This is a genomic window from Acidiphilium multivorum AIU301, from assembly GCF_000202835.1.
Classification (GTDB): Bacteria; Pseudomonadota; Alphaproteobacteria; order Acetobacterales; family Acetobacteraceae; genus Acidiphilium; species Acidiphilium multivorum.
This window is the reverse complement of the sequence record NC_015186.1, coordinates 783,602-807,179: the sequence shown is the minus strand read 5'-3', so window position 1 is coordinate 807,179 and position 23,578 is coordinate 783,602. Positions and strand designations below refer to the sequence as shown.

Annotated in this window: 24 protein-coding genes; 7 read left to right on the top strand and 17 right to left on the bottom strand. The window is 69.5% G+C overall.

The features are described 5' to 3' along the window. The first annotated feature begins 1 nt into the window (after position 1). Both ACMV_RS03530 and ACMV_RS03525 read left to right on the top strand, forming a co-directional pair. A complete protein-coding gene (locus ACMV_RS03530; RefSeq protein WP_013639569.1) occupies positions 2 to 415 on the top strand; it encodes an ExbD/TolR family protein in 414 nt (137 codons plus the stop codon). Next, positions 381 to 1,322: a tyrosine recombinase XerC gene (locus ACMV_RS03525; RefSeq protein ID WP_013639568.1), complete on the top strand. Its 942-nt coding sequence runs from the start codon at positions 381 to 383 to the stop codon at positions 1,320 to 1,322. Before ACMV_RS03530 ends, ACMV_RS03525 begins: the two co-directional genes overlap by 35 nt. A 2-nt stretch (positions 1,323 to 1,324) precedes the next feature. Here ACMV_RS03525 and ACMV_RS03520 read toward each other — a convergent pair whose 3' ends face one another. From ACMV_RS03520 to ACMV_RS19630, 4 genes are all read right to left on the bottom strand, one after another. Beyond that, positions 1,325 to 1,858, bottom strand: a complete 534-nt coding sequence (locus ACMV_RS03520; RefSeq protein ID WP_007424781.1) for a GNAT family N-acetyltransferase — start codon at positions 1,856 to 1,858, stop codon at positions 1,325 to 1,327. Then, entirely contained in the window at positions 1,855 to 3,135 is a 1,281-nt protein-coding gene (locus tag ACMV_RS03515) for an RsmB/NOP family class I SAM-dependent RNA methyltransferase (protein WP_013639567.1), read from the bottom strand. The genes ACMV_RS03520 and ACMV_RS03515 overlap by 4 nt, the downstream gene beginning before the upstream one ends. A gap of 3 nt (positions 3,136 to 3,138) precedes the next feature. Then, entirely contained in the window at positions 3,139 to 4,638 is a 1,500-nt protein-coding gene (gene guaB, locus ACMV_RS03510; protein ID WP_013639566.1) for an IMP dehydrogenase, read from the bottom strand. A 128-nt stretch (positions 4,639 to 4,766) separates the two neighbouring features. Further along, positions 4,767 to 5,324, bottom strand: a complete 558-nt coding sequence (locus tag ACMV_RS19630) for a hypothetical protein (protein ID WP_013639565.1) — start codon at positions 5,322 to 5,324, stop codon at positions 4,767 to 4,769. A 202-nt stretch (positions 5,325 to 5,526) separates the two neighbouring features. Here ACMV_RS19630 and ACMV_RS19625 point away from each other — a divergent pair, with 202 nt between their 5' ends. Next, positions 5,527 to 6,042: an AMP-binding protein gene (locus ACMV_RS19625; protein ID WP_041664635.1), complete on the top strand. Its 516-nt coding sequence runs from the start codon at positions 5,527 to 5,529 to the stop codon at positions 6,040 to 6,042. Here ACMV_RS19625 and ACMV_RS19620 read toward each other — a convergent pair. Continuing rightward, the gene (locus ACMV_RS19620) at positions 6,026 to 7,042 is read right to left on the bottom strand and encodes an IS1595-like element ISAcr1 family transposase (RefSeq protein WP_007421341.1); all 1,017 of its coding nucleotides are present in this window, start codon (positions 7,040 to 7,042) and stop codon (positions 6,026 to 6,028) included. The genes ACMV_RS19625 and ACMV_RS19620 overlap by 17 nt on opposite strands. Between ACMV_RS19620 and ACMV_RS03490 the strand changes: the two genes are divergently transcribed. Continuing rightward, complete coding sequence (locus tag ACMV_RS03490; protein WP_081479221.1) at positions 7,041 to 8,240, top strand: AMP-binding protein; 1,200 nt, start codon at positions 7,041 to 7,043, stop codon at positions 8,238 to 8,240. The genes ACMV_RS19620 and ACMV_RS03490 overlap by 2 nt on opposite strands. A gap of 7 nt (positions 8,241 to 8,247) precedes the next feature. On the opposite strand, the gene ACMV_RS03485 is transcribed toward ACMV_RS03490, so the two are convergent. From ACMV_RS03485 to ACMV_RS03460, 6 genes are all read right to left on the bottom strand, one after another. Further along, positions 8,248 to 8,826, bottom strand: coding sequence for a TMEM175 family protein (locus ACMV_RS03485; protein ID WP_007421465.1), 579 nt, complete (start codon positions 8,824 to 8,826; stop codon positions 8,248 to 8,250). Positions 8,827 to 8,897: 71 nt separating this feature from the next. Continuing rightward, complete coding sequence (locus ACMV_RS03480) at positions 8,898 to 9,860, bottom strand: glycosyltransferase family 2 protein (RefSeq protein WP_013639562.1); 963 nt, start codon at positions 9,858 to 9,860, stop codon at positions 8,898 to 8,900. Between the two features lie 10 nt (positions 9,861 to 9,870). Then, positions 9,871 to 10,776: a polyprenyl synthetase family protein gene (locus tag ACMV_RS03475; RefSeq protein ID WP_007421467.1), complete on the bottom strand. Its 906-nt coding sequence runs from the start codon at positions 10,774 to 10,776 to the stop codon at positions 9,871 to 9,873. Beyond that, positions 10,773 to 11,039 (bottom strand): exodeoxyribonuclease VII small subunit, encoded by a 267-nt coding sequence (locus ACMV_RS03470; RefSeq protein WP_011942068.1) that lies wholly within the window; start codon positions 11,037 to 11,039, stop codon positions 10,773 to 10,775. Before ACMV_RS03470 ends, ACMV_RS03475 begins: the two co-directional genes overlap by 4 nt. Positions 11,040 to 11,077: 38 nt before the next feature. Continuing rightward, positions 11,078 to 12,007 (bottom strand): histone deacetylase family protein, encoded by a 930-nt coding sequence (locus ACMV_RS03465; protein ID WP_013639561.1) that lies wholly within the window; start codon positions 12,005 to 12,007, stop codon positions 11,078 to 11,080. Between the two features lie 28 nt (positions 12,008 to 12,035). After that, the gene (locus tag ACMV_RS03460; protein WP_007421470.1) at positions 12,036 to 12,314 is read right to left on the bottom strand and encodes a sulfurtransferase TusA family protein; all 279 of its coding nucleotides are present in this window, start codon (positions 12,312 to 12,314) and stop codon (positions 12,036 to 12,038) included. An 85-nt stretch (positions 12,315 to 12,399) separates the two neighbouring features. On the opposite strand from ACMV_RS03460, the gene ACMV_RS03455 reads away from it, so the two are divergent. Further along, complete coding sequence (locus ACMV_RS03455; RefSeq protein WP_011942071.1) at positions 12,400 to 13,296, top strand: ROK family protein; 897 nt, start codon at positions 12,400 to 12,402, stop codon at positions 13,294 to 13,296. A gap of 9 nt (positions 13,297 to 13,305) precedes the next feature. Here ACMV_RS03455 and cysQ read toward each other — a convergent pair whose 3' ends face one another. Next, a complete protein-coding gene (gene cysQ, locus ACMV_RS03450) occupies positions 13,306 to 14,076 on the bottom strand; it encodes a 3'(2'),5'-bisphosphate nucleotidase CysQ (protein ID WP_013639559.1) in 771 nt (256 codons plus the stop codon). Between the two features lie 92 nt (positions 14,077 to 14,168). Here cysQ and ACMV_RS03445 point away from each other — a divergent pair, with 92 nt between their 5' ends. Both ACMV_RS03445 and ACMV_RS03440 read left to right on the top strand, forming a co-directional pair. Continuing rightward, on the top strand, positions 14,169 to 15,713 hold the full coding sequence (locus ACMV_RS03445; protein WP_011942073.1) for a leucyl aminopeptidase: 1,545 nt from the start codon (positions 14,169 to 14,171) through the stop codon (positions 15,711 to 15,713). An 82-nt stretch (positions 15,714 to 15,795) separates the two neighbouring features. Further along, positions 15,796 to 16,794 (top strand): glycosyltransferase family 61 protein, encoded by a 999-nt coding sequence (locus tag ACMV_RS03440; RefSeq protein ID WP_231844479.1) that lies wholly within the window; start codon positions 15,796 to 15,798, stop codon positions 16,792 to 16,794. Here ACMV_RS03440 and ACMV_RS03435 read toward each other — a convergent pair. Genes ACMV_RS03435 through ACMV_RS03415 form a run of 5 tightly spaced genes read right to left on the bottom strand, consistent with a single transcriptional unit; the run spans position 16,785 to position 23,577 of the window. Beyond that, complete coding sequence (locus tag ACMV_RS03435; RefSeq protein WP_007421475.1) at positions 16,785 to 17,312, bottom strand: YqhA family protein; 528 nt, start codon at positions 17,310 to 17,312, stop codon at positions 16,785 to 16,787. The genes ACMV_RS03440 and ACMV_RS03435 overlap by 10 nt on opposite strands. Then, positions 17,309 to 19,375 (bottom strand): FUSC family protein, encoded by a 2,067-nt coding sequence (locus ACMV_RS03430; RefSeq protein WP_013639557.1) that lies wholly within the window; start codon positions 19,373 to 19,375, stop codon positions 17,309 to 17,311. Before ACMV_RS03430 ends, ACMV_RS03435 begins: the two co-directional genes overlap by 4 nt. Further along, the gene (parC, locus tag ACMV_RS03425; RefSeq protein ID WP_011942076.1) at positions 19,362 to 21,596 is read right to left on the bottom strand and encodes a DNA topoisomerase IV subunit A; all 2,235 of its coding nucleotides are present in this window, start codon (positions 21,594 to 21,596) and stop codon (positions 19,362 to 19,364) included. Before parC ends, ACMV_RS03430 begins: the two co-directional genes overlap by 14 nt. Then, entirely contained in the window at positions 21,586 to 22,341 is a 756-nt protein-coding gene (gene recO, locus ACMV_RS03420; RefSeq protein ID WP_013639556.1) for a DNA repair protein RecO, read from the bottom strand. Before recO ends, parC begins: the two co-directional genes overlap by 11 nt. Before the next feature lie 12 nt (positions 22,342 to 22,353). After that, the gene (locus tag ACMV_RS03415; protein ID WP_013639555.1) at positions 22,354 to 23,577 is read right to left on the bottom strand and encodes a hypothetical protein; all 1,224 of its coding nucleotides are present in this window, start codon (positions 23,575 to 23,577) and stop codon (positions 22,354 to 22,356) included. Between the last annotated feature and the right edge of the window lies 1 nt (position 23,578).

Below are 23,578 nucleotides of genomic sequence, written 5' to 3'. Positions count from 1 at the left end.
GATGCGCCGCAGACGCGATCATCTGGAGCGCGAACGCCCCCGGCTCGAAATCGTGCCGATGATCGACATCATGATGTTCCTGCTCGTGTTCTTCGTGATGATCGTGCTCAAGATGATCCCCGATTCCGGCGTCGCGCTGAAGCTGCCGGGCGCGCAGACGGCGAAGGAGATGAAACCGGCCCAGGTGGTGGTGATGATCGACGCTGCCGGCAAACTGCACGTGAAGAACCAGATGGTCACGCTGGCGGGGCTGCAGACCTATCTCGGCCAGGTCGTGGCCGCGAAAAGGAAGGTCGATGTCGTCATCGCCGGGGACAAGGATATCCGCTACCAGCGGTTGATGCAGGTGATGGACACCGTGCGCAAATCCGGGATCGTCAATGTCGGGCTCGCGACCAAGCGGCCCGGCGGCTGACGCCCAGGCGCTGCGGGTCGAATTTCTCGACTTTCTCGCCGGGGAGCGGCGGGCCGCGGCGCTGACGGTATCGACCTATGGTGCCGATCTCGCGGAATTTCTCGGCTTCGTCACCCGGCATATCGGCGCCGAGCCAACCGGCGCCGATCTCGCGGCGCTGAGTCTCGCCGATTTCCGGGCCTGGCTGGCGAAGGCGGCGAGCGATGGCGTCGGCAACGCAACACGGGCGAAGAAACTTTCCGCGGTACGCAGCTTTTTCCGCTGGCTGCGGCAGCGTCACGGCATGATCAACGAGGCGCCGGGGCTGCTGCGCACGCCAAAATCGCGCCGCCCCCTCCCCCGCGCGCTGACCGCGCCGGACGCCGCCGCCGTGGTGGACAGCCTGGGCGACGATGCGGCGAGCCCGGCGCTCGCGGCGCGCGACACCGCGCTGATGGCGCTGCTCTACGGCGCCGGGCTGCGGATACACGAGGCGCTCGGGCTCAATATCGGTGATCTGCCGCCGGAGGGCGCGCCGCTTTCGGTGCGCGGCAAGGGCGGGCGGCAACGGATCGTGCCGCTGCTGCCGGTGCTGCGACGGGAGATCGCTTCCTGGCTGCGGCACCACCCCGCCCCCACGCCGGACGCGCCGCTCTTTCTCGGTGCGCGCGGGGCGCGGCTCAATCCCGGCGTGGTCCAGCGGCGGCTGCGGGATTTCCGCCGGCTCAACGGCCTTCCCGAACACGCCACGCCGCACGCGCTCCGGCATTCCTTCGCGACACATCTGCTGGCCAATGGCGCCGACCTCAGGGCGATCCAGGAACTGCTCGGCCACGCCAGCCTCTCCACCACGCAGCGCTATACAGCGGTGGATGCCGACCGGTTGATGGCGGTCTGGCAGGCGGCGCATCCGCGAGCGAAGACCTGACGTCAGATGAAACGCTCGATGCCGTCCCAGCGATAGGCGATCTGCGGCACGTCGACGCCGCCAACCTCGACGCTGCCTTCGGCAACGCGGCGCCCGCCCATGCGCTCATAGAACCAGCGGGCGGGATTGTCCGCCAGCACCCAGAGGACCGCGGAGGCGCAGCCACGTCCGGCGAGATGGGCCATCGCAGCCGAGAGGAGCTCGCGTCCGAGCCCGCGCTCGCGATAATCATCGAGGACGTAGAGCGTTTCGATCTCGGCATCGGCGAGAGCGCGGCGGCGGCGGCGGCCGGTGACGAAGCCGACGACCTCGCCGCGGCCCACGGCGGAGGAAAGATCGGTGCCGGAAGCGACCGCAACATGCACCACCGCACCGCTGCGGATCACCCGGTCGTAATAGCCGGCCTGATCCGGCGCCGAGAGACCGGTGAGCACCGGCTCCGGTAATACGCCCGCATAGGCGCTGCGCCAGCTCGCGACATGGACGGCGCCGATGCCCGGCGCATCCGCGGTGCGGGCGCGGCGGATGGCGATCATCCGCGCCGCTCCATCCGGCAGGCGAAGAACCCGTCGGTGCCGTCGCGCGCGGGGGACAGGCGCAGCATGTCCCCATGCAGATAGGCCGGCAGGCCGTCGGCGACGGGGACGATCGCGAAATCGGAATGCCGCGCGAGAAAACTCTCGATCTGCGCCTCGTTTTCCGGGCGCAGCACCGAGCAGGTGGCATAAACCAGCCGGCCGCCGGGTTTGACCAGGCGTTGCGCGGCATCCAGGATCGCCGCCTGCTTGGCGGTGAGTTCGGCGAGATCTGTCTCGGTCAGCTTCAGCCGTGCATCGGGGTTGCGGCGCCAGGTGCCGGCGCCGGTGCAGGGGGCGTCGACCAGCACGCGGTCGAATTTCTTCTCCTGCCGCTTCACCCATTTGTCGCCGGATTCGAGCAGGTGTCGCTCGGCATTGTGCACACCGGCGCGGCGCAGCCGGCGGATCGCCCCATCGAGCCGCGGCGCGGACACGTCGCAGGCAATGATGTGGCCCTTGTTGGCCATCGTCATCGCCAGAGCCAGCGTCTTGCCGCCAGCGCCAGCGCAGTAATCGGCGACGCGCATACCCGGCTGCGCCCCGGCGAGCAGGGCGACGAGCTGGCTGCCCTCGTCCTGGATTTCCACGAGCCCGTCGCGAAACGGTGCCGCAACAGTGACGTTCTGACGGCCAGGAAGGCGCAGGCCCCAGGGGCTGAGCCGCGTTGGCTCGGCCTTCAGCCCGGCGGCGGCCAGGGCGGCGAGCGCCTCATCGCGCGTGGCCTTGAGCAGGTTGACCCGCAGATCGAGCGGCGCGGGCTGCATCAGCGCCGCGCATTCCGACTCGAGCTTGTCGCCAAAGCGCTCGCGCAGCAAAGGCAGCACGAAATCGGGCATTTCCAGCCGCACCGCCTCGGGCATCGACGGATGGTCGAGCGTATGGGTGTCGAGCCGGTCGAGCGCGCGCCGCTCGGCAGCTTCGAGCGGCGGCGGGGCGAACCGCATCACGCCGAACAGCCCGGCGACGCGCGGCGCCGGCATGCCGGTGAGCACGCGCAGGGAGGCGATGAGCAGGCGCGGCGTCGCCTCGGCGCCGACCCGCTCCAGCCACCAGCCGAGCCGGCGGCGGGCACGCAGCACCGACCAGACGATCTCGCCGATCTCGCGCCGGTCACCGCCGCCGATGAAGCGGCGCGTGCGAAGGAAGTCGTTGGCGATGGCATCGGCCGGCCGGCGATCGGCCTCGATCGTGCCGAGCAGCTCGATCGCCGCCTGCAGCCGGCCCGCGGGGGTCAAGGCTCAGTCCTGCCGGTAATTCGGCGCCTCGCGGGTGATCGCCACGTCATGAACGTGGCTCTCGCGGAGGCCGGCGCCGGTGATGCGGCGGAATTGCGCCCTTGTCTGCAGGTCGGCGATGGTGGCGCAACCGGTATAGCCCATGCCGGCGCGCAGCCCGCCGACCAGCTGGTGCACCACCCCGGCCATCGGGCCCTTGTAGCCAACGCGCCCCTCGATCCCCTCAGGCACAAGTTTCAGCGAGTCCTTGATGTCCTGCTGGAAATAGCGGTCGGCCGAGCCGCGGGCCATCGCACCCAGGCTGCCCATGCCGCGATAGGACTTGTAGGACCGGCCCTGGTAGAGAAACACCTCGCCGGGCGCCTCGTCGGTGCCGGCGAGGAGCGAGCCGATCATCACGCAGTCGGCCCCGGCGGCGAGCGCCTTGACCACGTCGCCCGAGGTGCGGATCCCGCCATCGGCGATCGCCGGCACGTCCGCTTCGTGACAGGCGGCGGCGGTCTCCATCACGGCCGAGAACTGCGGCACGCCGACGCCGGCAACCACGCGGGTGGTGCAGATGCTGCCCGGGCCGATGCCGATCTTCACCGCGTCAGCACCCGCCTTGATCAGCGCCGCGGCGGCCTCGGGCGTCGCGACGTTGCCGGCGACGATCTGCACCGCGTTCGAACGCTCCTTGATGCGCGCTACGGCGCGCAGCACGCCCTCTGAATGGCCATGCGCGGTATCCACCACCACGACATCCACCCCCGCGGCGATCAGCGCCTCGGCGCGGCGCGCCCCGTCCTCGCCGACGCCGGTCGCCGCGGCAACGCGCAGGCGCCCGAGTTCGTCCTTGTTGGCGAAGGGATGCGCCTCGGCCTTGTCCATGTCCTTCACGGTGATCAGGCCGACGCAGCGATAGTCTTCGTCCACCACCAGCAGCTTCTCGATCCGGTGCTTGTGGAGCAGCGACCGCGCGACCTCGGGCGCGACATTGGCCGGCGCGGTGACGAGGTTTTCGCGCGTCATCAGCTCATACACGCGGGCGGCCGGGTCGGTCGCGAAGCGGACGTCACGATGGGTAAGGATGCCGACAAGGCGGTTGGTGTCGCGCTCGACCACGGGAACGCCGGAAATCCGATGCTGGGCCATCAGCGCCTGCGCCTCGGCCAGGGTCTGCTCGGGGTGGATGGTGAGCGGGTTGACCACCATGCCGCTCTCGAATTTCTTGACCTGGCGCACCTGGTCCGCCTGATCCTCGATCGAGAGGTTCTTGTGCACCACGCCGATGCCGCCCTGCTGCGCCATGGCGATCGCCATCGGCGCCTCCGTCACGGTGTCCATCGCGGCGGAGATGACGGGAATGTTGAGCGAGATGGAGCGGGTCAGCCGCGTGCGGGTGTTGACCGCGGCGGGGAGCACCGAGGAATAGCCGGGAACGAGGAGCACATCGTCGAAGGCATAAGCCTCCGTGATGCGGTCGGAGCCTCGCGGGAGAAAAGTCTCATTGCTGGGAGCCATGGTGCGTCCTTGCCGGTTTGCGGACCTTGGCGATCCCTACTATCCGGCTCCCGGCAATCCGGCAAGGCCGGCGGCGCAGGGCAGCCCGCGCAGCGCCGGACCTTGAAGGTTCATCCTACCTTGAAGGTTCAGCCTTCGGCGCGCGCCCGGCCGGGGACGGCGTAATCCGCCTCGATGATCTTCGAGGGCGGCGGCAGGGCATTCGGCGGCAGATGCGCGTGGGCCGAGGGATGAAGGGCTTTCGGCCCTTCATGGGGACCCGGAAGGGCCGCCGCCTGAGGCGTGCATCCGGCGCTGCGGCGGACGAAGACGTGCATCCGGCCGTTGTTTCCGGGCATGATCTCCATCTGCTCGCTGCACACGCCGCTGGGACCGCCGGAACTGACCATGGTGATGCGTGTGGTGCCGCCCTGCAGGGCGGCAGGGCCGGCCATCGCCAGGGTCGGGGCGAGCGGGGCGGCGGCCATCTGCTCAAGGGCCGCCATCTGAACCTGCATCGCGCGCTGCATCTCGTTCATCTGGCGAATCAGGGCCACCGGGATCGCCGGCGCGGCCATGAACGGCACCGGCGCCATCGCAACCGGAACAACAACGATTTCCGCCGGCACGGCGGCGGGCGAGGCGGCAAGCGCCACGGCCGGCAATGCGACCACGGCAGCTGCAAGGGGCAGGATCTTGCGGTTCATCAACGCGACTCCTCGAACTCGGAATTCAGCTTCGGCGGGCGTCATTGCCGCGTGGTGCGGATCTTGGTGCGCGACGCGCGGAAGTCCAGCGCGGAAGGCGACGCGTTCGTTCACATCGTCGCGCGCCGCCGGGATGGCGGTAGCATGGGGCGGCTGGTATCCTGTCCGCAACGAAACGCCACACCACGCCGAGGACACGACCATGACCGATTTCATCACCGGCCTCGAGAAGACGGAAGCGAACTACCAGGCGCTGTCGCCACTCTCCTTCCTCGCGCGGACAGCGAAAGTCTGGCCGGAGCGAACGGCGATTGTTCACGGCTCGATCCGGCGCACCTGGGCGGAAACCTTCGAGCGCTGCAAGCGGCTGGGCGCGGCACTGGCGGCACGGGGAATCGGACCGGGCGACGTCGTCGCCGTCATGGCGCCCAACATACCGGCAATGGTCGAGGCGCATTTCGGCGTCGCCATGGCGGGCGCGGTGCTGAACACGCTGAACACCCGGCTGGATGCGCCGACCATCGCCTACATCCTGCGCCACGGCGAGGCGAAACTCCTGCTGAGCGACACCGAATTCGCCCCGGTGATCGCCGCGGCCCTGGCCGAGCTCAGTGACAATGCTCCTCCGGTGATCGATATCGACGATCCCGAGGGCCCAGGCGGCGCCCGGTTGGGAGCAATGGACCTTGCCTATCCGGTTGTTACCCACACCCACTAAATGTAGGGTGTGTCCATTCCCCGGAATAAAGCTCGTCAAAGGTTGGTGCGGCTGCCCTACCCGCGATTCCGAGCAGCGAGCGGAACGCGTTGAAGGGATAGAGGCGCCGGTTGAACCGAAACGTGAATTCATTGAGGTAGGCTTGTAGATGTTTGGCGCTGACCCCGTGATGGATGCCGTTGATCCAGGTCTTCAGGTTGGTAAAGACCAAGTGGACGATCGGCAGGAATTCTTCTGCCACCTCCGGGTCGCCGCATTCGGCGATTGCATGGTGGTCGAACCCGCGCCTTCCGAGACCGGCATAGCCGCTCCAGTCGTCGGTAACGATCAGCGATCCGGGAGCAACGGCGTTTTCGACGAATCCGCAGAGCGAATTGGCGCTACGGTCGGGGACAACAGCGAGACGAACGCGTCCCGCGTAGCGACCGTCTTTCCGATTGTCGAGCTTGGTTCCCGGTTTCCGGTGGCGCACCTCCACGGCACAGGCGACGAGAACCTTGTGATGGACACCCCGTCCATCGCCTCGGGTTCGTCCTCCAACCCACGTTTCATCCACTTCGACGTGTTCTTGCGGCGTGTCGCCAATCTTGTCGCGCTCGGGGCGCACCATCCCGGCGCGCAGCTTATGAAGGATGCCGAAGGCGGTCTCGTAGCGCGACAGGCCGAGTTGCCGCTGAAATTGGACGGCCGACATTCCGGGCGTCTGGCTGGCGATCAAGTAAGCCGCCCAGAACCAAGTCGACAGCGGCGTGTGACTGCGTTCCATAACGGTCCCAGCCATCAGGCTTACGTCTTTGCGACAGGCCCGGCAGCGCAGAACGCCCGGGCGCGCCTCGAAACGGAACGGCTCGCCAACGACGCCGCACCTTGGGCAGGCGAACCCTCCATTCCAGCGGGCGCTTTCGAGATAGGCGGCACAGGCCGCGTCGTTCGGGAAAATACGCTGGAATTCCGGCAGAGACTGCGGGAACGGCAGGTCTTCACGGGCCAGGACATCCATGCCCAACACTAGATCTAGTAGGTATGGGAGTCAACCGGATAGGCAAGCAATGGACTACGAGGATTTCCTCGCCACCGGCACGGCGGATTTCGACTGGCGCTTCCCCGATGACGAATGGTCGGCCATCGCGCTCAACTACACCTCGGGCACCACGGGCAAGCCCAAGGGCGTCGTCTATCATCATCGCGGCGCCTATCTGAACGGGCTCGGCAACGCCATCACCTGGAACATGCGCCAGCATCCGGTCTATCTCTGGACGCTGCCGATGTTCCACTGCAACGGCTGGTGCTTCCCCTGGACCATCACCGCGCTGGCCGGAACGCATGTCTGCCTGCGGCGGATCGACGCGGCGAGTATCGCCGCCGCCGTGGAGCGGCATGGGGTGACACATCTCTGCGGCGCACCGGTGATCATGAACATGATGATCAACGCGCCGGAACCGCAGCGTGCCGTCTATGCCGGGCGCGGCGTCGCGATGATGACCGCCGGCGCGCCGCCGCCTGCCGCCGTGATCGAGGCGATGGAAGGGCTCGGTGTCGATCTCACCCATGTCTACGGGCTGACCGAAACCTACGGCCCGGTGACCTATTGCGCCTGGCAGGAGGACTGGAACGGCCGCCCGGCGGCGGAGCGCGCGGCGCTGCGGGCAAGACAGGGCGTGACCTATGCGGTCGAGGAAGGGGCGATGGTCGCCGATCCGGCCACCCGCGCGCCGGTGCCGGCGGACGGGACGACGATGGGCGAGGTGTTCCTGCGCGGCAACATCGTGATGATGGGCTACCTGAAGGATGCGGCCGCCACGGAAAAATCCTTCGCCGGCGGCTGGTTCGCGACCGGCGATCTCGGCGTGATGCACCCCGACGGCTACATCGAGCTCAAGGACCGCTCGAAGGACATCATCATTTCCGGCGGGGAAAACATCTCGACGATCGAGATCGAGACCGTGCTCTATCGCCATCCGGCGGTCCTGGAAGCGGCGGTCGTGGCCGCGCCGGACGAGAAATGGGGCGAAGTGCCGTGTGCCTTCGTCGTGCTGCGGCCGGACATGACGGCCACGGCCGAGGAGATCATCGCCTTCTGCCGGCAGAACATGGCCCATTTCAAGGCGCCGAAGCGCATCGTGTTCAGCGAGTTGCCGAAGACCTCGACCGGCAAGATCCAGAAATACGTACTGCGCGAGCGGGCGCGGGCCGGCTGAGCGGCGCTCAGCGCCCGTCGAACAACGCTTCGATCCGACGGTCCGGCACGCACCACAACAAGGCGACCAGAGCGTAAAGTCCATCGGCGATCCAGGGCGAGACGAAGGCGAGGACCAGGCCGGCGAGATAGAGCGGCGGTGAAATCTTCCCCTTGATGTCGCGACCAAGCACCGTCGCCAGAGGGGAGTCTGGACCCTGCGCGTGGATGATCGCCGCCTGCGCGATCTTCCAGGCAATCGCCGGCATCAATAGGACGAAGCCGTAGAGCGCCGCCGGGCCCGAGGCGCGGGGGTACTCGCCGAGCCAGCCGGTGGCGAAGGGGATCAGCGACAGCCAGAACAGCAGGTGGATGTTGGCCCAGAGAATCGTGCCATTCACCCGCTCGACCAGCTGGAAGAGATGATGGTGGTTGTTCCAGTAGATCGCGACATAGAGAAAGCTCAGCACGTAGCCGGCGAGCGTCGGCAAGCTGGCGGACAGCGCGGCAAGCTCGGGGCCGGACGGCGTCTTCAGCTCGAGCACCATCACCGTGATGATGATGGCGAGCACCCCGTCGCTGAACGCGGCAAGGCGATCGCGATCCATGCGCCGGCGCCCCGCTCCACCCCTCGCCTCATGGTCCATGCCGCCCTCCATGCCGGTCGCCGCGGCTCCGGTCAGAACAGGAATTCGCGCTCCGCGTTCCATCGCGCGACCAGGCCGCGCGCCTCGGCCGACACGTCAAGCAGGCGGCCATGGGCACGGGCCAGCGCCTCGGCATGGTGCAACGCCGCCGCGAGCGCGCGCATCGCCGGGTCGGACGGCACCGTATGGCGCAGCTCGCCACCGCGATAGTCGATCGGGTCGAACACCATCCGCGCCGGGTCCACGGGCTGGGCGAGATAGGCCGGGTCGCCGATCAGGCTCGCGGGAGCATCACGCAAACGCTCGAACGGCACTTGATAGTGTTCCGAATAGCGGTTTTGCAGCGCAGCCGCGCCGGCCGCCAGCACCTTGAGCCAGCCGATCCCGCATTTCTGCAGGTCGTGCCAGCCGGAGCGGCGGGGATAATGCGCGAGTGCGGCGCCGGGCAGGCCGATTTGCGGCAGCGCGACGCCATCGACCGACGCACCATGATTGCCGGGTGCCACGGCACAGCGCGCGCCGAAGCCGCCGCGCACGATGACCTTGGGCACCGGCGGGGTCTGCCGCGCGCGCCAGCGCATCCGCCTTGGGACGACCGGTTCGGCCGGGTCGTCGTCCACGGTGTCGAAATAATGCACGAGCGGCACCGTCGCCGCGCCCGCCACCGTCGCGGCAAGCGCGCCGCCCAGCCCGCCCTCGCCCGCGACGATGAATTCATCGACATCGAGAAACGCCACCCAATCCGGGTGGTGCAGCCCGTCGGCGGTCTCGTAGAGCCATGAATTCACCCGCGCCTCGTCGAACCCGACGGCGCGGGCCTGGAACACCGACAATGGAAGCCCCTCGTCGCGCAGCGCCCGCAGGATCGCGAGCGTGCGGTCGGTGCTGCCATTGTCGAGGAAGAGCATGTGCGCCGCGAAGCTCGCGTTGTGCCGCACGAAGGCCTCGACGATGTCCTCCTCGTTCAGGATCCGGCTGGCGATGACGATCCGCATCGTCCGCCGGTCAGTTCCGGCGGTTGACCGTGAAGGCGGCCAGCGCGCGAAGCAGATCGGCCTTCGCGCCGAAACTGTCGAGATAGGCGGCGGCCTGGCTCGCGAGATGCGCCGCATGGGTGCGCGCGCGCTCGATCCCCATCACCGCGACCATCGTCGCCTTGCCCTGGGCAGCGTCCTTGCCGGCGGTCTTGCCGAGGCTGGCATCCGAGCCCTCCTCGTCGAGAATGTCGTCGGCAATCTGGAAGGCGGCGCCGAGATCCCGGCCGTAGCCGGCGATATGGTGCCGCTGCGGCCCCGGCGCGCGACCGAGAATGGCACCGGCCTCGGCGCTGAACTGGATCAGCCGCCCGGTCTTGAGCGCCTGCAGGCGGGTGATCACCGGCGGTTCGAGCTGCCGGCCTTCCGAGACGATGTCGATCATCTGGCCGCCGACCATGCCGCGCGCGCCGGAGGCGGCCGCGAGGGCCAGCACCAGTTCGCAGCGCACCTCGGGATCGGAATGGGTGTCCGGCTCGGCCAGCACCTCGAAGGCGCGGGTTTGCAGCGCATCGCCGGCCAGGATCGCGGTCGCCTCGTCGAAGGCCTTGTGGCAGGACGGCTTGCCGCGGCGCAGATCGTCATCGTCCATCGCCGGCAGGTCGTCATGCACCAGCGAGTAGGCGTGCAGCATCTCGACCGCGGCGGCAACGCGTACCGCGCAGGTGATGTTGACCGAAAACAACCGTGCCGTCTCGATCACGAGGAAGCCGCGCATCCGCTTGCCGCCGCCGAGCACGGCATAGCGCATCGCCTCGACCAGCGGGCGCTCCTCACCCTCGGGCAGGGGCAGCAGCACGTCGAGTTCGGTCTCGATCAGGGCAGCCGCGTCCCTGAGGGCAGCGGCGAGAGCGGCGTCGGACTCGGTGGCGGTCATTGGTCGTCCTTCAGGGCAAGGGAGCCGTCGGCGCGGGCGACGATCGACTGCACGCGGCTCTCGGCCTCGGCCAGCCGCGCCTCGCAATGCTGCTTCAGACGGCTGCCGCGCTCATACGCGGCGATGGCGTCCTCGAGCTTCTGCTGCCCGGTTTCGAGCCCGCGCACGATGCGCTCCAGCTCGGCCAGGGCATCCTCGAAGGACAACTTGTCGATGTCCGGTCCCGACTCCGGGGCGCCGGCGTCCGGCTTGGCTGCGGCCATGATCGAAACTCCCAGGTTTTCCCCGCGATAGCGCCGGATCAATGCCGCATCAAGGCGCGGACATGGGCGGCGGTGCCAGCGGCGAGCGCCTCGAGATCGTAGCCGCCCTCGAGCAGGGAAACCACCTTGCCGCCGCAATGCCGGTCGGCGACGCGCACAAGCGCCTCGGTCAGCCAGGCGAAATCGGCGGTTTCGACATTGAGTTCGGCGAGCGGATCGAACCGGTGGGCATCGAACCCGGCGGAGATGATGAGCAGTTCCGGCGCGAACCGCTCGAGTGCGGGGATCAGCGTGTCCTGCCAGGCGGCGCGGAACTCGGCCGAGCCCGAGCCGGGCGGCAGCGCGGCGTTGACGATATTGCCGGCGACCCCGCGCTCGGAAGGGCGGCCGGTGCCCGGATAGCACGGATACTGGTGCGAGGAGGCATAGAACAGGTCGGCATCCGTCTCGAACATCGCCTGGGTGCCGTTGCCGTGATGGACATCGAAATCGACCACGGCAACGCGCTTCAGACCATGGGCGCGGGCATGATGCGCGGCGATCGCGGCATTGGCGAACAGGCAGAAGCCCATGGCACGATTCGGCTCGGCGTGATGCCCCGGCGGCCGCGTGGCAACGAAGGCGGCGCGGGCCCAGCCCTCCATCACCGCGTCGACCGCGCGCATGGCGCCGCCGGCCGAGCGCAGCGCCGCGGCGAGGCTGCCATGGCTCATCAGCGTGTCGGCATCGAGATGCACCGGTTCGCCTTCCGCTGGCGCCATCGCCAGGATCGAATCGACATAAGCGTCGTGATGCACCGCGCGCAGCGCGGATTCAGGCGCCTCCGGCGCCACCTCGCGCAGCAGATGCTGGAATTCGGGCGTTTCCAGCGCGCCCAGCACGGCCCGCAGCCGCGCCGGGCGCTCGGGGTGGTGCGGGCCGGTATCGTGGTCGAAGCAGGCGGGATGGGTGATCAGGGCAACGGGCATCTGTCTCGGAGTCTCCCTGTTGGTTTGCTTATCTGGCGGTGTCGTGCCGGGCCGCTTCTTTCGCGGCGGCCTCCTGTTTCGCGCCGCCGGCGCGGATGGTGAAGCTGAAGACGCCCTTTACCTCGCTCCACGAGATCAGCGCGTGGCCGGCATCGCGACAGAAATCGCGAAAATCGACGACAGCGCGGGGATCTGTCGCGAGCACGCGCAGCCGCGTGCCAGGGGCAATGGAGCGCAGTTCGCGGGCCGCCCGCAGCACCGGCATCGGCCCTTTCAGATAGCGCGCGTCGAGCTGTCTGTCCGCCATGGGAACATGGTGACGCCTCGCCGCCTCTTGAGCAATAGGCCCAATGGCGTGATAGAGGCGCCGGACGTAACGGACGGGACAGATCATGACCTATCGCATCGGCATCGACCTGGGCGGGACCAAAATCGAGATCGCGGCGCTGATGCCCGACGGCTCGCTGGCGCATCGCGTGCGGGTTCCGACACCGCAGGATTACGGTCGGACGATCGACACGATCGCCGGCCTCGTTCAGGATGCCGAGGCCAGGCTCGGCCCGGCGCATGGCATCGGCATCGGCATTCCAGGGACGATCAGCCCGGCCACCGGCCTCGTGAAGAACGCCAATTCCGAGCGGCTGAACGGCAACCCGTTCGACAAGGACCTCGAGGCGAAGCTCGGCCGGCCCGTCCGCGTCTCGAACGACGCGAACTGTTTCGCGATGAGCGAGGCGGCGGACGGCGCGGGCGCGGGCGCGCATTGCGTCTTCGGCGTGATCATCGGCACCGGCTGCGGCGGCGGCATCGTGATCGACGGCAAGGTGCTGGAAGGGCGGCATCACATCGCCGGCGAATGGGGCCATACCCCGCTGCCCTGGCCACGCATGGAGGAAATGCCGTTGCGGCGCTGCTGGTGCGGCAAGCCGGGCTGCCTCGAGACTTACATCGCCGGCCCGGCACTGGCCGCAGAGGCGGACGGGCCGGGCGCCCGGGATGCCGGCTCGGTGCCGGCACGCGCCGCCGCCGGCGAGGAACGCGCCATCCGCGCCCTCGCCATCCATGCGGACCGGCTGGCGCGCGGCCTCGCCATGATCGTCAACATCCTCGATCCGGACGTGATCGTGCTGGGCGGCGGACTGTCGAATCTCGACCATCTCTACACCGACCTGCCGGGGCTGATGAAACCCTACATCATCAGCGACACGTTCGACACGCCGGTGGTCCGCAACAAGCACGGCGATTCCTCGGGCGTGCGGGGCGCGGCCTGGCTCTGGCCGGCGCCCTGAGCCACGCCTTCAGCCGGCGGCGCGGCCGAAGCAGAGGAAGTGGGGGTTCTCGAACCCCTTCTTGCCGTAACGGAGAGGGGTTTCGTCCGCCATGGTGACGACGCAGCCGCCCGCCGCCTCCAGCACCGCCTGCGGCGCCGCGGTGTCCCACTCCATGGTCCGGCCGAGGCGGGGGTAGAAATCGGCCGCGCCCTCGGCGAGGCGGCAGAATTTCAGCGCCGAGCCGATATTCGTCAGCTTCGCTACCTTGTAGCGGGCGAGATAGGCGGCGAGTTGCGGATCGTCCGCGTAATGGCGAGATGCATAGACGGTGATCCCCTCCGCCGGCGGGGTGCGGGCGGCAATCGGGTGGCGGCCGGCACCGTTCTGCCGCCAGGCCCCCTGCCCCACGATCCCGCCATAGACGGCACCCTGCGCCGGCGCGCCGACCGCGCCGAGATGCGGCCGGCCATCGACCACAAGGCCGATGCAGACCGCGAACTCGTCGCGCCCCTCGGCGAATTCCCGCGTGCCGTCGAGCGGATCGACCAGCCAGAAGCGGCGGCCGGGATCGGTCTGCCGGCCGGCGGCGACTTCTTCCTCGGCAACCACCGGGATCTCGGGGACGGCACGGCGCAACCCCTCGACGATCACCCGTTCGGCGCGCGTGTCGGCGATCGTCACCGGGGTTTCGTCGGCCTTGCGGTCAACGGTGAAGCCGCCGGCACGGACGGCAAGGATTTCGCGCCCCGCGGCCTCGGCCAGCGAGGCTGCGAGTTCGAGCAGTTGATTGTCGTTCATGCCCGCCTGATATCCCGGGGCTTGGAAAACACCAAATTGGCGAGCATGCTGGATTGCGTCGCTAAACGAAACGGAAAACGGGACAAGACGGCATGATCGATATCGGATTTGCAAAGCCCGCGCTGCCCGAAAGCGGTGCGCTCGCCCTGCTGCTGGCCGAGGGCGCGGCGCTCGACGGTGTTGCAGCAGCATTGGACGCCGCCCTCGAAGGTGGGCTCACCCGCGCGATGGCGGCGGCGCGCTTCACCGGCAAGCGCGGGCAGACCGCAACCCTGATCGCGCCCGGCGCCGGTCTCGACCGCGTGGTGCTGGTCGGCCTCGGCGCCGCCGACGACGTCACCCCCCACCGCGCCGAGAGCGCCGGGGCGACCGCCGCCGCGGCACTGCTGAAGGAGCCGTCCGCCTCGCTCGCCGCCGACGCGCTCGACCCTGCCCTGCTCGCCCATGCCGCCCTCGGCGCGCGGCTGCGCAGCTACCGGTTCGACCGCTACCGCACCCGCCAGAAGGAGGAACAGAAGCCGAAACTCGCGAACCTCGCCGTGCTGGCGTCCGATACGGCGGCGACGCGCACCGCCTTCGCCCCGCTCGCCGCCCTTGCCGCCGGCGTGGAGCTGACCCGCGATCTCGTTTCCGAGCCCGCCAACATCCTCACCCCGGCCGAGATGGCCGACCGCGCGAAGACGCTGAAATCGCTCGGCGTAAAGGTCGAGGTGATGGACCAGCGCGACCTTGAGAAACTTGGCTTCGGCGCGCTGCTCGGCGTCGCCCGCGGCAGCGTGAACGAGCCGCGCGTGGTGGTCATGCAATGGCTCGGCGCCTCCGAGCCCGAGGCGCCGGCGCGCGGCCGCAAGGCACAGGCGAAGCAGGCGGCGAAACCCGCGCGCAAGGAGCGCGCCGTCCCGCACGATCCTCTGGTCTTCATCGGCAAGGGCGTGACCTTCGATACCGGCGGCATCTCGCTCAAGCCCGCCGCCGGGATGGAGGACATGAAATGGGACATGGCCGGCGCCGGCACGGTGATCGGCCTGATGGCGGCACTCGCCGGGCGCAAGGCGCGGGTCGACGCGGTCGGGCTGGTCGGCCTGGTCGAGAACATGCCCTCCGGCAGCGCGCAGCGGCCGGGCGATGTCGTGACCTCCTATTCCGGCCAGACGATCGAGGTGCTCAACACCGACGCCGAGGGCCGGCTGGTGCTGGCCGACGTGCTGGCCTACGCGCAGGAGCGGTTCCAGCCGCGCTTCATGATCGACCTCGCGACGCTGACCGGGGCCATCATCGTGGCGCTCGGCCACGAGAATGCCGGCCTGTTCTCGAACGACGACACGCTGGCCGGGCAGCTCGCCGAGGCGGCGAAGATCACCGGCGAGGGCGTATGGCGCATGCCGATGGGCGAGGCCTATGACAAGCTGATCAACTGCGACATCGCCGACATGAAGAATATCGGCGGCGGCCGCGCCGGCGGCTCGATCACCGCGGCGCAGTTCCTCCAGCGCTTCGTCAACAAGGTGCCCTGGGCGCATCTGGACATCGCCGGCATGGCCTGGGCGACCAAGGACGGCGCCGTCGGCCCGAAGGGGGCGACCGGCTTCGGCGTCCGCCTGCTCGACCGGCTGGTGGCGGACCATTACGAGCGCTGAACCGTCCGGCCTGCTGCGCGCGGCGGGCGGCGCGATCCCGCGGATCCGCCTCGCCGCCGCGGCGATGCCGGCGCCGCTTCCCATGCCACGCCCGGCGGACCCGGAATTCATTGCGCCGGAATGGATCCGGCTCCACGCCGAGGCGCCGCGCGAGGCCTTCGATCTCGCCCTGCTCGGGCCGATGCGGGCGCGCCTCGCCGGGCCGGGGCTGGTATGGCATGGCGGCGCGCTGCTCGATGACGAAAGCGTCATGCCCGTCTATGTCCGCCGCATCGTGCATGAGGATGACGGGGCGATGCCGGCGCGCCTCGCCACCCTGCCGCCGCGGCGCGAGGCGCGGCCGGCCTTCGTCTTTCACGGCTGGGGCGTTCGGGTCTACGGCCACCTTCTGATCGAGATGCTGCCGAAGCTGCTGCTCGCCGCCCGGTTTTCGCCGCTGCTGTCTGGCGCCCTCCCGGTGCTCGACCGCCAGATGCCGGACTGGTTCATCACGATCCTGCACGATCATCTCGGCATCGATCCCGAACAGGCCATCTGGTTCGACTCGGCGCACGAGCGACTCGATCTCGACCGCGCCATCATCCTCCCGCTGCTCGGCCGGCGCGGCGGGTATCATCCGCTGACCGGATCGCTGATCGACGATTTCATCGCCCGCACAACCCGCCCGCCAGCAGCACCCGTGCCACGGATCTTCGTCGCCCGCGGCGATTTCGCCAATCCCGATGCGCCGCAACGCCGCTACGTCAACGAGAGCGAGATCGCCGCCATCGCCCGCGACGAATTCGGCTTCGCCGTGCTGCGGCCGGAAACCCTGCCCTTCGCCGAACAGGTCGGGCTGTTCGCCGGCGCGCGGGCGATCGTGGGGCCAATGGGCTCGGGCCTGCACAATGCGATCTTCGCCGGGCCGGACTGCGTGACCGGGGTGATCCGCTGCCACGCGCTCGACCAGTCGGCGATCGCCGCACTGCGCGGCCAGCGGATCGGCCTGCTGAGCGAAGGCATCCACGAGACCGCGCCGCAGGCCTACAGGGTCGAGCCCGACCGGTTCCGCCGCTTCCTCGCGGCGCTGCTTCAGTCGTGACCGGCGAGCCGGTCGGTCAGCGCGAGAAGCACGCCGGTGAGCACCAGCGCGAGCATCAGCCCGGACTGGAACAGCACGACGCGGTCTGATTCGGTGCGCACCTCGAGGAAGACGCGGGTGACATGGACCGCGGCGATGACCGTGATCGACCCCAGCATTTTCAGCTTGAGGGCGCCGAAATCGATGCTGCCCATCCATTCCGGCCGGCGGTCGCCCTCCGCCAGGGTGATGCGGGCGACGAAATTCTCGTAGCCCGAGAGAATCACGAGCACGATCAGGTTGGCGGTGAGCGAGAGGTCGATCAGCGACAGCGTCGCCATGATCACCTGCGTCTCGCTCATCGCGATCAGTCCGGGTGCCGCATGGATGAGTTCGACGATGAAACGGGCGACGATCAGCGCCAGCAGCACCAGCATCGCGAGATAGAGCGGCGCCAGCAGCCAGCGCCCGCCAAACAGCAGCGCCTCGATAATGCGCACCACGCCACCATTGCGGCGGGTTGGGCCTTGATCGCTCATGCGATGGTCTCCGAAGTCACGGGTTCACGGACAAGTTCCGCCTGCCGGGCCAGCCGCGCAAGCCCGTCATCGATCGCGGGCAGGCCCACCGGCGGCGGCAAGGGCGGCGGGTCCGGCAGGTCGGGATCGAACCAGGCGGCGAGCGCCTCGGCCCAGGCCCGGCAGCCGGCCCGGGCCGCTGCCTCCGGGCGGGGCTCGAGGGCGAGTGCCGCCAGCCTGCCGGCCGTGCGGCGCAGGGCGGCATCGGTGACGATCGCGGCGCGCAGCAGCGGGTCGTCGTCGCGATGCGGCTCCATCATCACCCGCGCAATCGAGGCTTCGAGATTGTTGCTGGCCAGCCCCGCCTGCCGGCGCGCGGCCTCAGGCGGCGGCGCGTCGGCGGTCAGATGCGCGAAGGCCGCGACGAGATAGGCGCGGTGCGCGGCAATGGCGTCGCGCCGCGCCGCGCCAAGCCGGTTACCCTCGAAACTCGGCCAGAGCACGAGATTGGCGGCAACCGCGAGGATGCCGCCGGCCAGCGTGAAACCGACGCGCGAGGCGGCGACGACCCACTGATTCGCCCCCGGATCGATCTGCTCGATCAGCAGCACGATCATCGGCGTGAGCAGAACGACCCAGGCGCTGTAGTTCACCCCGCGCACGGCGAAGGCGAACAGCGTGAGCGGCACCATCGCCACCGCGAGTTCCAGCCTGGTGTGAACCAGCAGGCCGATGGCGGCGGCAACCAGCCCGCCCGCCGCGGTACCGCCGACGCGTTCGATCGCGCGGATCCATGTGGCCGAGAAATGCGGCTGCAGCACAAGGATCACGGTGATGGCGAGCCAATGGCCGAACGGGTTGCCGAGCCAGGCGACGAAGGCGAGCGCCGGGATTGCGACCAGCATGGAGCGCAGGGCGTGGCGCAGCGGCACCGAGGCCAGGCTGAGATTGGACCGCAACGGGCCAAGGATCGTGGCCATCAGGTCGGGCGGCACGATCTCGTCGGCGGCCGTGACGCCCGGCGCATTCGAGACGGTGATGAGCACCGAAAGGCGGTCGAGCGCGGCGGCCAGCGGACGGCGCAGCGCGGGATCGCCCTTCGCCGAGGAGACCGTGCCGCGCAGAGCCTCCAGCCCGGCACGGAGCGGCGCCGTATCCAGCGTGCGGCCGGCTTCGAGTTCGGGCGCCATCGCTCCCAGCAGGTCGCCGATGCCGGCGAGGGCGCGGCGAGCGGCGGGATCGTCGGCGCCGCGCGCGGCCATTTCCTCACCCAGCGCGATCAGCGCGCCGAACAGCTGGTCAAAAGTGGCCAGGCGAAGAACGAGCGCGTTCGCCCGCTGGCTTGCCACGCCGCGCCGGCGCAGGGTGGCCTGGGTGACGGCGCGGGCGCGCTCGATCGCTTCGCGCACGGCCCGGCGATGGCCGCGGGCGTGCAAATCGAACCCGGTCTCGCCGCCGGCATCGGCCTCGCGTTCGGCAAGATCGCGGGCGAGCTCGGCCAGCGCGAGCGCCGCATCCGCCAGGGCCGCGCGCGCCGGGCCGAACGGACGGATGCGCCAGAGCGCAAGGGTCAGGATCGCGGCTTCCGCGGCGCCGGCCCAGAAGCCGAAGGCCGCATGCAATGCGGCGACCGGCGAGCCGGTCGGCATGTCGAGCGCCAGCACGATCGTGACGGCAAGCAGGTTGCCGGTCAGCAATCCGCCCTGCCCGTAGATGCGGGCAAGGCTGCAGCAGAAGATGGTGAGCCCCGCGACGGGAATGGCAAGCAACGGGCTGGCGCCGTCCAGCAGCCCGAAACCTCCGAGGCAGATCGCGCCGGCCACGCCGAAGATCAGCATCGGCGGCAGGCGCGCCGGCAGCGCGCCGCCTGGATCGGTAAAGCAGGCGAGCAGCGCGCCGAGCGCCGCGAGGGCGAGTTGCGGCTGGTCCAGCAGGGCGCCCGCCGCGAGCGTGCCGGCGACCGCAATCGCGGCACGAATTCCCTCGAGCAGGGAGACGGCGCGGAAGTTCAGCGCGAGGCTGCCGCCCGTAAGCGGCAACCCTGCACGATCGGTCAGCCGGGAGGGCGCATCAGCCGGCGTCATCGTCCGGCGGGCCGAACGTGCCCGACCGCGGGAAGCCCGTCGGCGGCAGCCTTCCGGCCTGGCCGCGCGCGCCGAGCCATTCGGCGAGCCGCGTTTCCGTCCGCTGCTTGTCGCCCAGCCGCCAGCTCAGCCCGGACGCAAGGGTAAAGGCCTTGGCGTCGGCCAGCCCGCCATCCTTGTATTTCTGCAGGATCACGCCGGCACCGCGCGCCATCTCCGGCACCTGCTCGAGCGGGAAGACCAGCAGCTTGCGGTTCTGCCCGATTACCGCGAGATGATCGCCTGCGACCTTCCGGCACAGCATTGCCTCCTGCCCCGGCCGGACGGTGAGGATCTGCTTGCCGGTGCGTTTTTCCGCGCCAAGCTCGGCACCGGCGATGATGAAGCCCCGTCCGTCAGTGCCGGCAACGAGATAGCGCGCCTCGGGATCGGCGATGAAAAGCGCCGCCACCTCGTCCTCGTTGCCGAGATCGACCATCAGCCGGATCGCCTGGCCATCGCCGCGCCCGCGCGGCAGGTCGGCGGCGCGCAGGCTGTAGACGCGTCCATTGGTCGCGAAAACCGTCACGCGGTCGAGGCTGGAGCAGCGCAACAGCGCCTTCAGCCGGTCGCCTTCCTTGAACTTCAGCTCGGCCTCGGCCACGGCATGGCCCTTGAGCGCGCGGATCCACCCTTTTTCCGACAGGATCACGGTGAGCGGTTCGCGCTCCACCAGCGCCTCGACCGCCACCTCGGTCACCGGCACAGCACCGCTGATCGTGGTGCGCCGCGCGCCCGGACCGCCGCCGAATGTCTTCGCCGTCGCCTCGATTTCGGTCTCGATCCGCGCCCAGCGCTTGGCCGGGTCGGCCAGCATCGCATCCAGCGCCTTACGCTCGGCGGTCAGCGCCTTGTGCTCCTTGCGGATTTCCATCTCCTCGAGCTTGCGCAGGCTGCGCAGCCGCATGTTGAGGATCGCCTCGGCCTGGGTGTCGGTCAGGGTGAAGGCGGCGATGAGGGCGGGTTTCGGCTCGTCCTCGGTGCGGATGATGCGGATCACCTCGTCGAGATTGAGAAAGACCGCGAGATAGCCTTCGAGGATTTCCAGCCGGCGGGCGATCGCGGCGAGGCGGTGGCGCGAGCGCCGCTCCAGCACCTCGTGCCGGTGATCGAGCCAGGCGCGCAGCATCTCCCGCAGTCCCATCACCCGCGGCGTGCGGTCGGCGTCCAGCACATTCATGTTCATGCTGAAACGCTGCTCGAAGGCGGTGGCGCGAAACAGGCTCGCCATCAGCATGTCCGGATCGACGGTGCGCGATTTCGGCTCGAGCACGATGCGCACGCGCTCGGTGCTTTCGTCGCGGATATCGCCCAGCAAGGGCAGCTTGCGCTCCGCCATCAGTTGCGCGACCTGCTCGATCAGCCGGGATTTCTGCACCTGATAGGGAATTTCGGTGACCACGATCTGCCAAGCCCCGCCCTTGAGATCGCTGCGGCTCCAGCGCGCCCGCACGCGCAGCGAGCCGCGGCCGGTCTCGTAGGCGGAGAGCAGGGTCGCGCGGTCCTCCACCAGCTCGCCGCCGGTCGGGAAATCCGGCCCCTGCACGAAATCGAGCAGGGCCGCGGTGTCGGCCTCGGGATGGCGGATCAGGTGGATCGCGGCGGCGCACAGCTCGGCCGCGTTGTGCGGCGGGATCGACGTCGCCATGCCGACCGCGATGCCGGCCGCGCCATTGGCCAGCAGGTTGGGAAACGCGCCGGGCAGGACGACGGGTTCGGTATCCTCGTTGTCATAGGTCGGGCGGAAATCGACGGCGTCCTCGTCGATCCCCTCCAGCAACGCGGCGGCAACCTCGGTCAGCCGGCTTTCGGTGTAGCGCATCGCCGCGGCGTTATCGCCATCGATATTGCCGAAATTGCCCTGGCCCTCGATCAGCGGGTAGCGCGAGGCGAAATCCTGCGCGAGGCGAACCAGCGCCTCGTAGATCGACATGTCGCCATGCGGGTGGAACTTGCCCATCACGTCGCCCACCACGCGGGCGCATTTCTTGAAGCCCGAGCCCGGATCGAGCCGGAGCTGGCGCATCGCGAAGATCAGCCGGCGATGGACCGGCTTCAGCCCGTCGCGCACATCCGGCAGCGACCGCGCCATGATGGTCGACAGCGCATAGGCAAGGTACCGCTCGGAAAGGGCGGTGGCGAGTTTCGTGTCCTGAACATTGCCCAGGAGGTCATCGGGCATCGTCGTCTCCGTTCAGTCTGCGGGTCAGCCGGTCATAGAGGCCGAGCCGGGCCGTGGGAAGCGGGGCATGGCGCGCGCCGAACGCATCGCGGGCGAGGAAATGGCCGGTCAGCGCCAGCCCGTCGCGGCAGGCAGCAAGGTCGGCCTCATCGTCCGCGGCATCCTCGTCGAGCAGGAAGGCCGGCAGCTTCAGCAGCCGCGGCGCCCAATCGCCGGCTGCGCCGCGCGCCACCGCGCGGCCGGTGCGCGGCGAAACGAAGGCGAGATCCTCGGCCGCCCCGGACAGCGCGCAGGACGACAGATCGAGCCCGTAGCCGAGCTCGCGCAGCAATTCGAGTTCGAAGCGCACCAGCGCCGGCAGCGCGGTGCCGGCGATGCCGATGCCGCCCAGCAGCCGCGCAAGCCGGATGAACGCGCCGCGATGCGCCTCGCGCTCCGGCAGCGCACCCGCCGCGACGGCACAGGCCGCGCGCAGCACCGCCAGCGCCAGCGGGTCCGCCATCGCGATCGCGGCGGCGGGATGCACCAGCTCCCCGCTGATGCTGCCGAGCTGTTCCGGCAGGCGCGCGACCCAGCGGGCGTTGATCAGATTGCCTTCCTGCCAGATCGGCGCCCCGCGCCGCCCCGCCCCGCCGCGCGCCAGCCCGTGCCAGGCGCCATGCGTCTCGGCCAGGACGATGGTCCGCAGATCGCTCTCGCCGAACGCGGCAACGCTGAGGACGATCGCGGGTTCGCTCCATTCCATGCGCAGCCCTGCTCAGAGAAAAGCCGGGTCGCGAATTTCGAGCCAGCCGCCTTCCCCGGTTCCATCGCGCGCCGCGACCTCGAACGAGATGTCGACCTCGCCGAAATAGACCGGCAGGTCGAAGCGCCAGTGCCGGGTTTCACCGGGCCGGATCTCGTGGGCGGCACGATGGATCTCCCGCCCGCTGCCGGCCGCCGCGAAGCCGATCGCCAGACGCAGCGCCGGGCCCGGCGCGGGCAGCAGGCGCAGCTGCGCCTCGAAGGCTGCGGGACCGGCGGCGAAGCAGCGCAGCGTGAGCCGGACCGGGGCTTCGCCGGCAGGAGCGAGGCAGAATCCCGTGTCGCCCACCGGCCTCCAGCCGCGCCCGGGCAGCGTGCAGGCCAGCGGATCGCCAGCGATGTCGAAAACCGGTTGCCGACGCGATACCGGTTGCGGGCCGAAGGCAGCACGGTCGAACACGGCATGGCTCGGCACGGTGCCGGCCCGCCAGGCGGGCGGCGGGAACCGGGCGATCAGATCGGACGGAATCGTTGTTCCGCCCGTATGGATCATCACGCGGCGGAAGGCGGCCAGCACGCCATCGATCGCTGGGTTGGCGAGATCGGGGCAGGCTGCGGGATCGACGATCAGCAGATCGGCCTCGCCCCAGCCGAGATGCCGCAACACAGGCTCGAAGCCGAGCGTGACGATATCGCCCCGTGGATCGGGCACCAGCCGCTCGGCGCCGGTTGCCGGATCGGTCATCACGGCGAGGCGGGCGCCGGCAATGCCGACCGGGTTATGGATGGCGGAGATCCGCCGCCAGGGCAGCGTATTCAGCGCGTGCAGCCGGGCGCGCCCGGGCACCGGTTCGATGCTGGCAACGGCGGCGGCCGGAAACGCCGCGGCGAGGGCGACGGCAAGATATCCATCGCCAATCACCATGATCCGGTGCGGCAGGAACGGCAGATCGAGTCCTGCCACGCCATCCCGCAGCGCGGTGATGGCCGCTTCGGCATCGCCACTCCCGGCGCGCAGCCAGAGTGGATGCGCGAAACCCGGCCAGGCGACACACACGAGCCCGATCCGCCCGGCCACTGCCGCGCGCACCGATGCGGCCGCGTCGCCGGCCGGCGATCCCGAAGCCGGGTCGTCTGGGCCGGTCGGACCGCCGGCCAGCCGGCGGGCGATGTCGCGGCGGGTTCCAGCCGGAAGCGGAGCGGACGTGTGCGAGCGGAAATCGTCCGGCGCAGGCACG

What these genes read in the sequence shown, in the direction of transcription:
- ACMV_RS03475 (WP_007421467.1), bottom strand. Translation starts at nt 10,776, where the DNA reads ATGACCGCCACCGAGTCCGACGCCGCTCTCGCCGCTGCCCTCAGGGAC.
- parC (WP_011942076.1), bottom strand. Translation starts at nt 21,596, where the DNA reads ATGCCCGATGACCTCCTGGGCAATGTTCAGGACACGAAACTCGCCACC.
- ACMV_RS03520 (WP_007424781.1), bottom strand. Translation starts at nt 1,858, where the DNA reads ATGATCGCCATCCGCCGCGCCCGCACCGCGGATGCGCCGGGCATCGGC.
- ACMV_RS03470 (WP_011942068.1), bottom strand. Translation starts at nt 11,039, where the DNA reads ATGGCCGCAGCCAAGCCGGACGCCGGCGCCCCGGAGTCGGGACCGGAC.
- ACMV_RS03525 (WP_013639568.1), top strand. Translation starts at nt 381, where the DNA reads ATGTCGGGCTCGCGACCAAGCGGCCCGGCGGCTGACGCCCAGGCGCTG.
- ACMV_RS03490 (WP_081479221.1), top strand. Translation starts at nt 7,041, where the DNA reads ATGCCCAACACTAGATCTAGTAGGTATGGGAGTCAACCGGATAGGCAA.
- recO (WP_013639556.1), bottom strand. Translation starts at nt 22,341, where the DNA reads ATGGAATGGAGCGAACCCGCGATCGTCCTCAGCGTTGCCGCGTTCGGC.
- ACMV_RS03445 (WP_011942073.1), top strand. Translation starts at nt 14,169, where the DNA reads ATGATCGATATCGGATTTGCAAAGCCCGCGCTGCCCGAAAGCGGTGCG.
- ACMV_RS03430 (WP_013639557.1), bottom strand. Translation starts at nt 19,375, where the DNA reads ATGACGCCGGCTGATGCGCCCTCCCGGCTGACCGATCGTGCAGGGTTG.
- ACMV_RS03460 (WP_007421470.1), bottom strand. Translation starts at nt 12,314, where the DNA reads ATGGCGGACAGACAGCTCGACGCGCGCTATCTGAAAGGGCCGATGCCG.
- ACMV_RS19625 (WP_041664635.1), top strand. Translation starts at nt 5,527, where the DNA reads ATGACCGATTTCATCACCGGCCTCGAGAAGACGGAAGCGAACTACCAG.
- guaB (WP_013639566.1), bottom strand. Translation starts at nt 4,638, where the DNA reads ATGGCTCCCAGCAATGAGACTTTTCTCCCGCGAGGCTCCGACCGCATC.
- ACMV_RS03485 (WP_007421465.1), bottom strand. Translation starts at nt 8,826, where the DNA reads ATGGATCGCGATCGCCTTGCCGCGTTCAGCGACGGGGTGCTCGCCATC.
- ACMV_RS19630 (WP_013639565.1), bottom strand. Translation starts at nt 5,324, where the DNA reads ATGAACCGCAAGATCCTGCCCCTTGCAGCTGCCGTGGTCGCATTGCCG.
- ACMV_RS03530 (WP_013639569.1), top strand. Translation starts at nt 2, where the DNA reads ATGCGCCGCAGACGCGATCATCTGGAGCGCGAACGCCCCCGGCTCGAA.
- cysQ (WP_013639559.1), bottom strand. Translation starts at nt 14,076, where the DNA reads ATGAACGACAATCAACTGCTCGAACTCGCAGCCTCGCTGGCCGAGGCC.
- ACMV_RS03465 (WP_013639561.1), bottom strand. Translation starts at nt 12,007, where the DNA reads ATGCCCGTTGCCCTGATCACCCATCCCGCCTGCTTCGACCACGATACC.
- ACMV_RS03455 (WP_011942071.1), top strand. Translation starts at nt 12,400, where the DNA reads ATGACCTATCGCATCGGCATCGACCTGGGCGGGACCAAAATCGAGATC.
- ACMV_RS19620 (WP_007421341.1), bottom strand. Translation starts at nt 7,042, where the DNA reads ATGGATGTCCTGGCCCGTGAAGACCTGCCGTTCCCGCAGTCTCTGCCG.
- ACMV_RS03440 (WP_231844479.1), top strand. Translation starts at nt 15,796, where the DNA reads ATGCCACGCCCGGCGGACCCGGAATTCATTGCGCCGGAATGGATCCGG.
- ACMV_RS03435 (WP_007421475.1), bottom strand. Translation starts at nt 17,312, where the DNA reads ATGAGCGATCAAGGCCCAACCCGCCGCAATGGTGGCGTGGTGCGCATT.
- ACMV_RS03480 (WP_013639562.1), bottom strand. Translation starts at nt 9,860, where the DNA reads ATGCGGATCGTCATCGCCAGCCGGATCCTGAACGAGGAGGACATCGTC.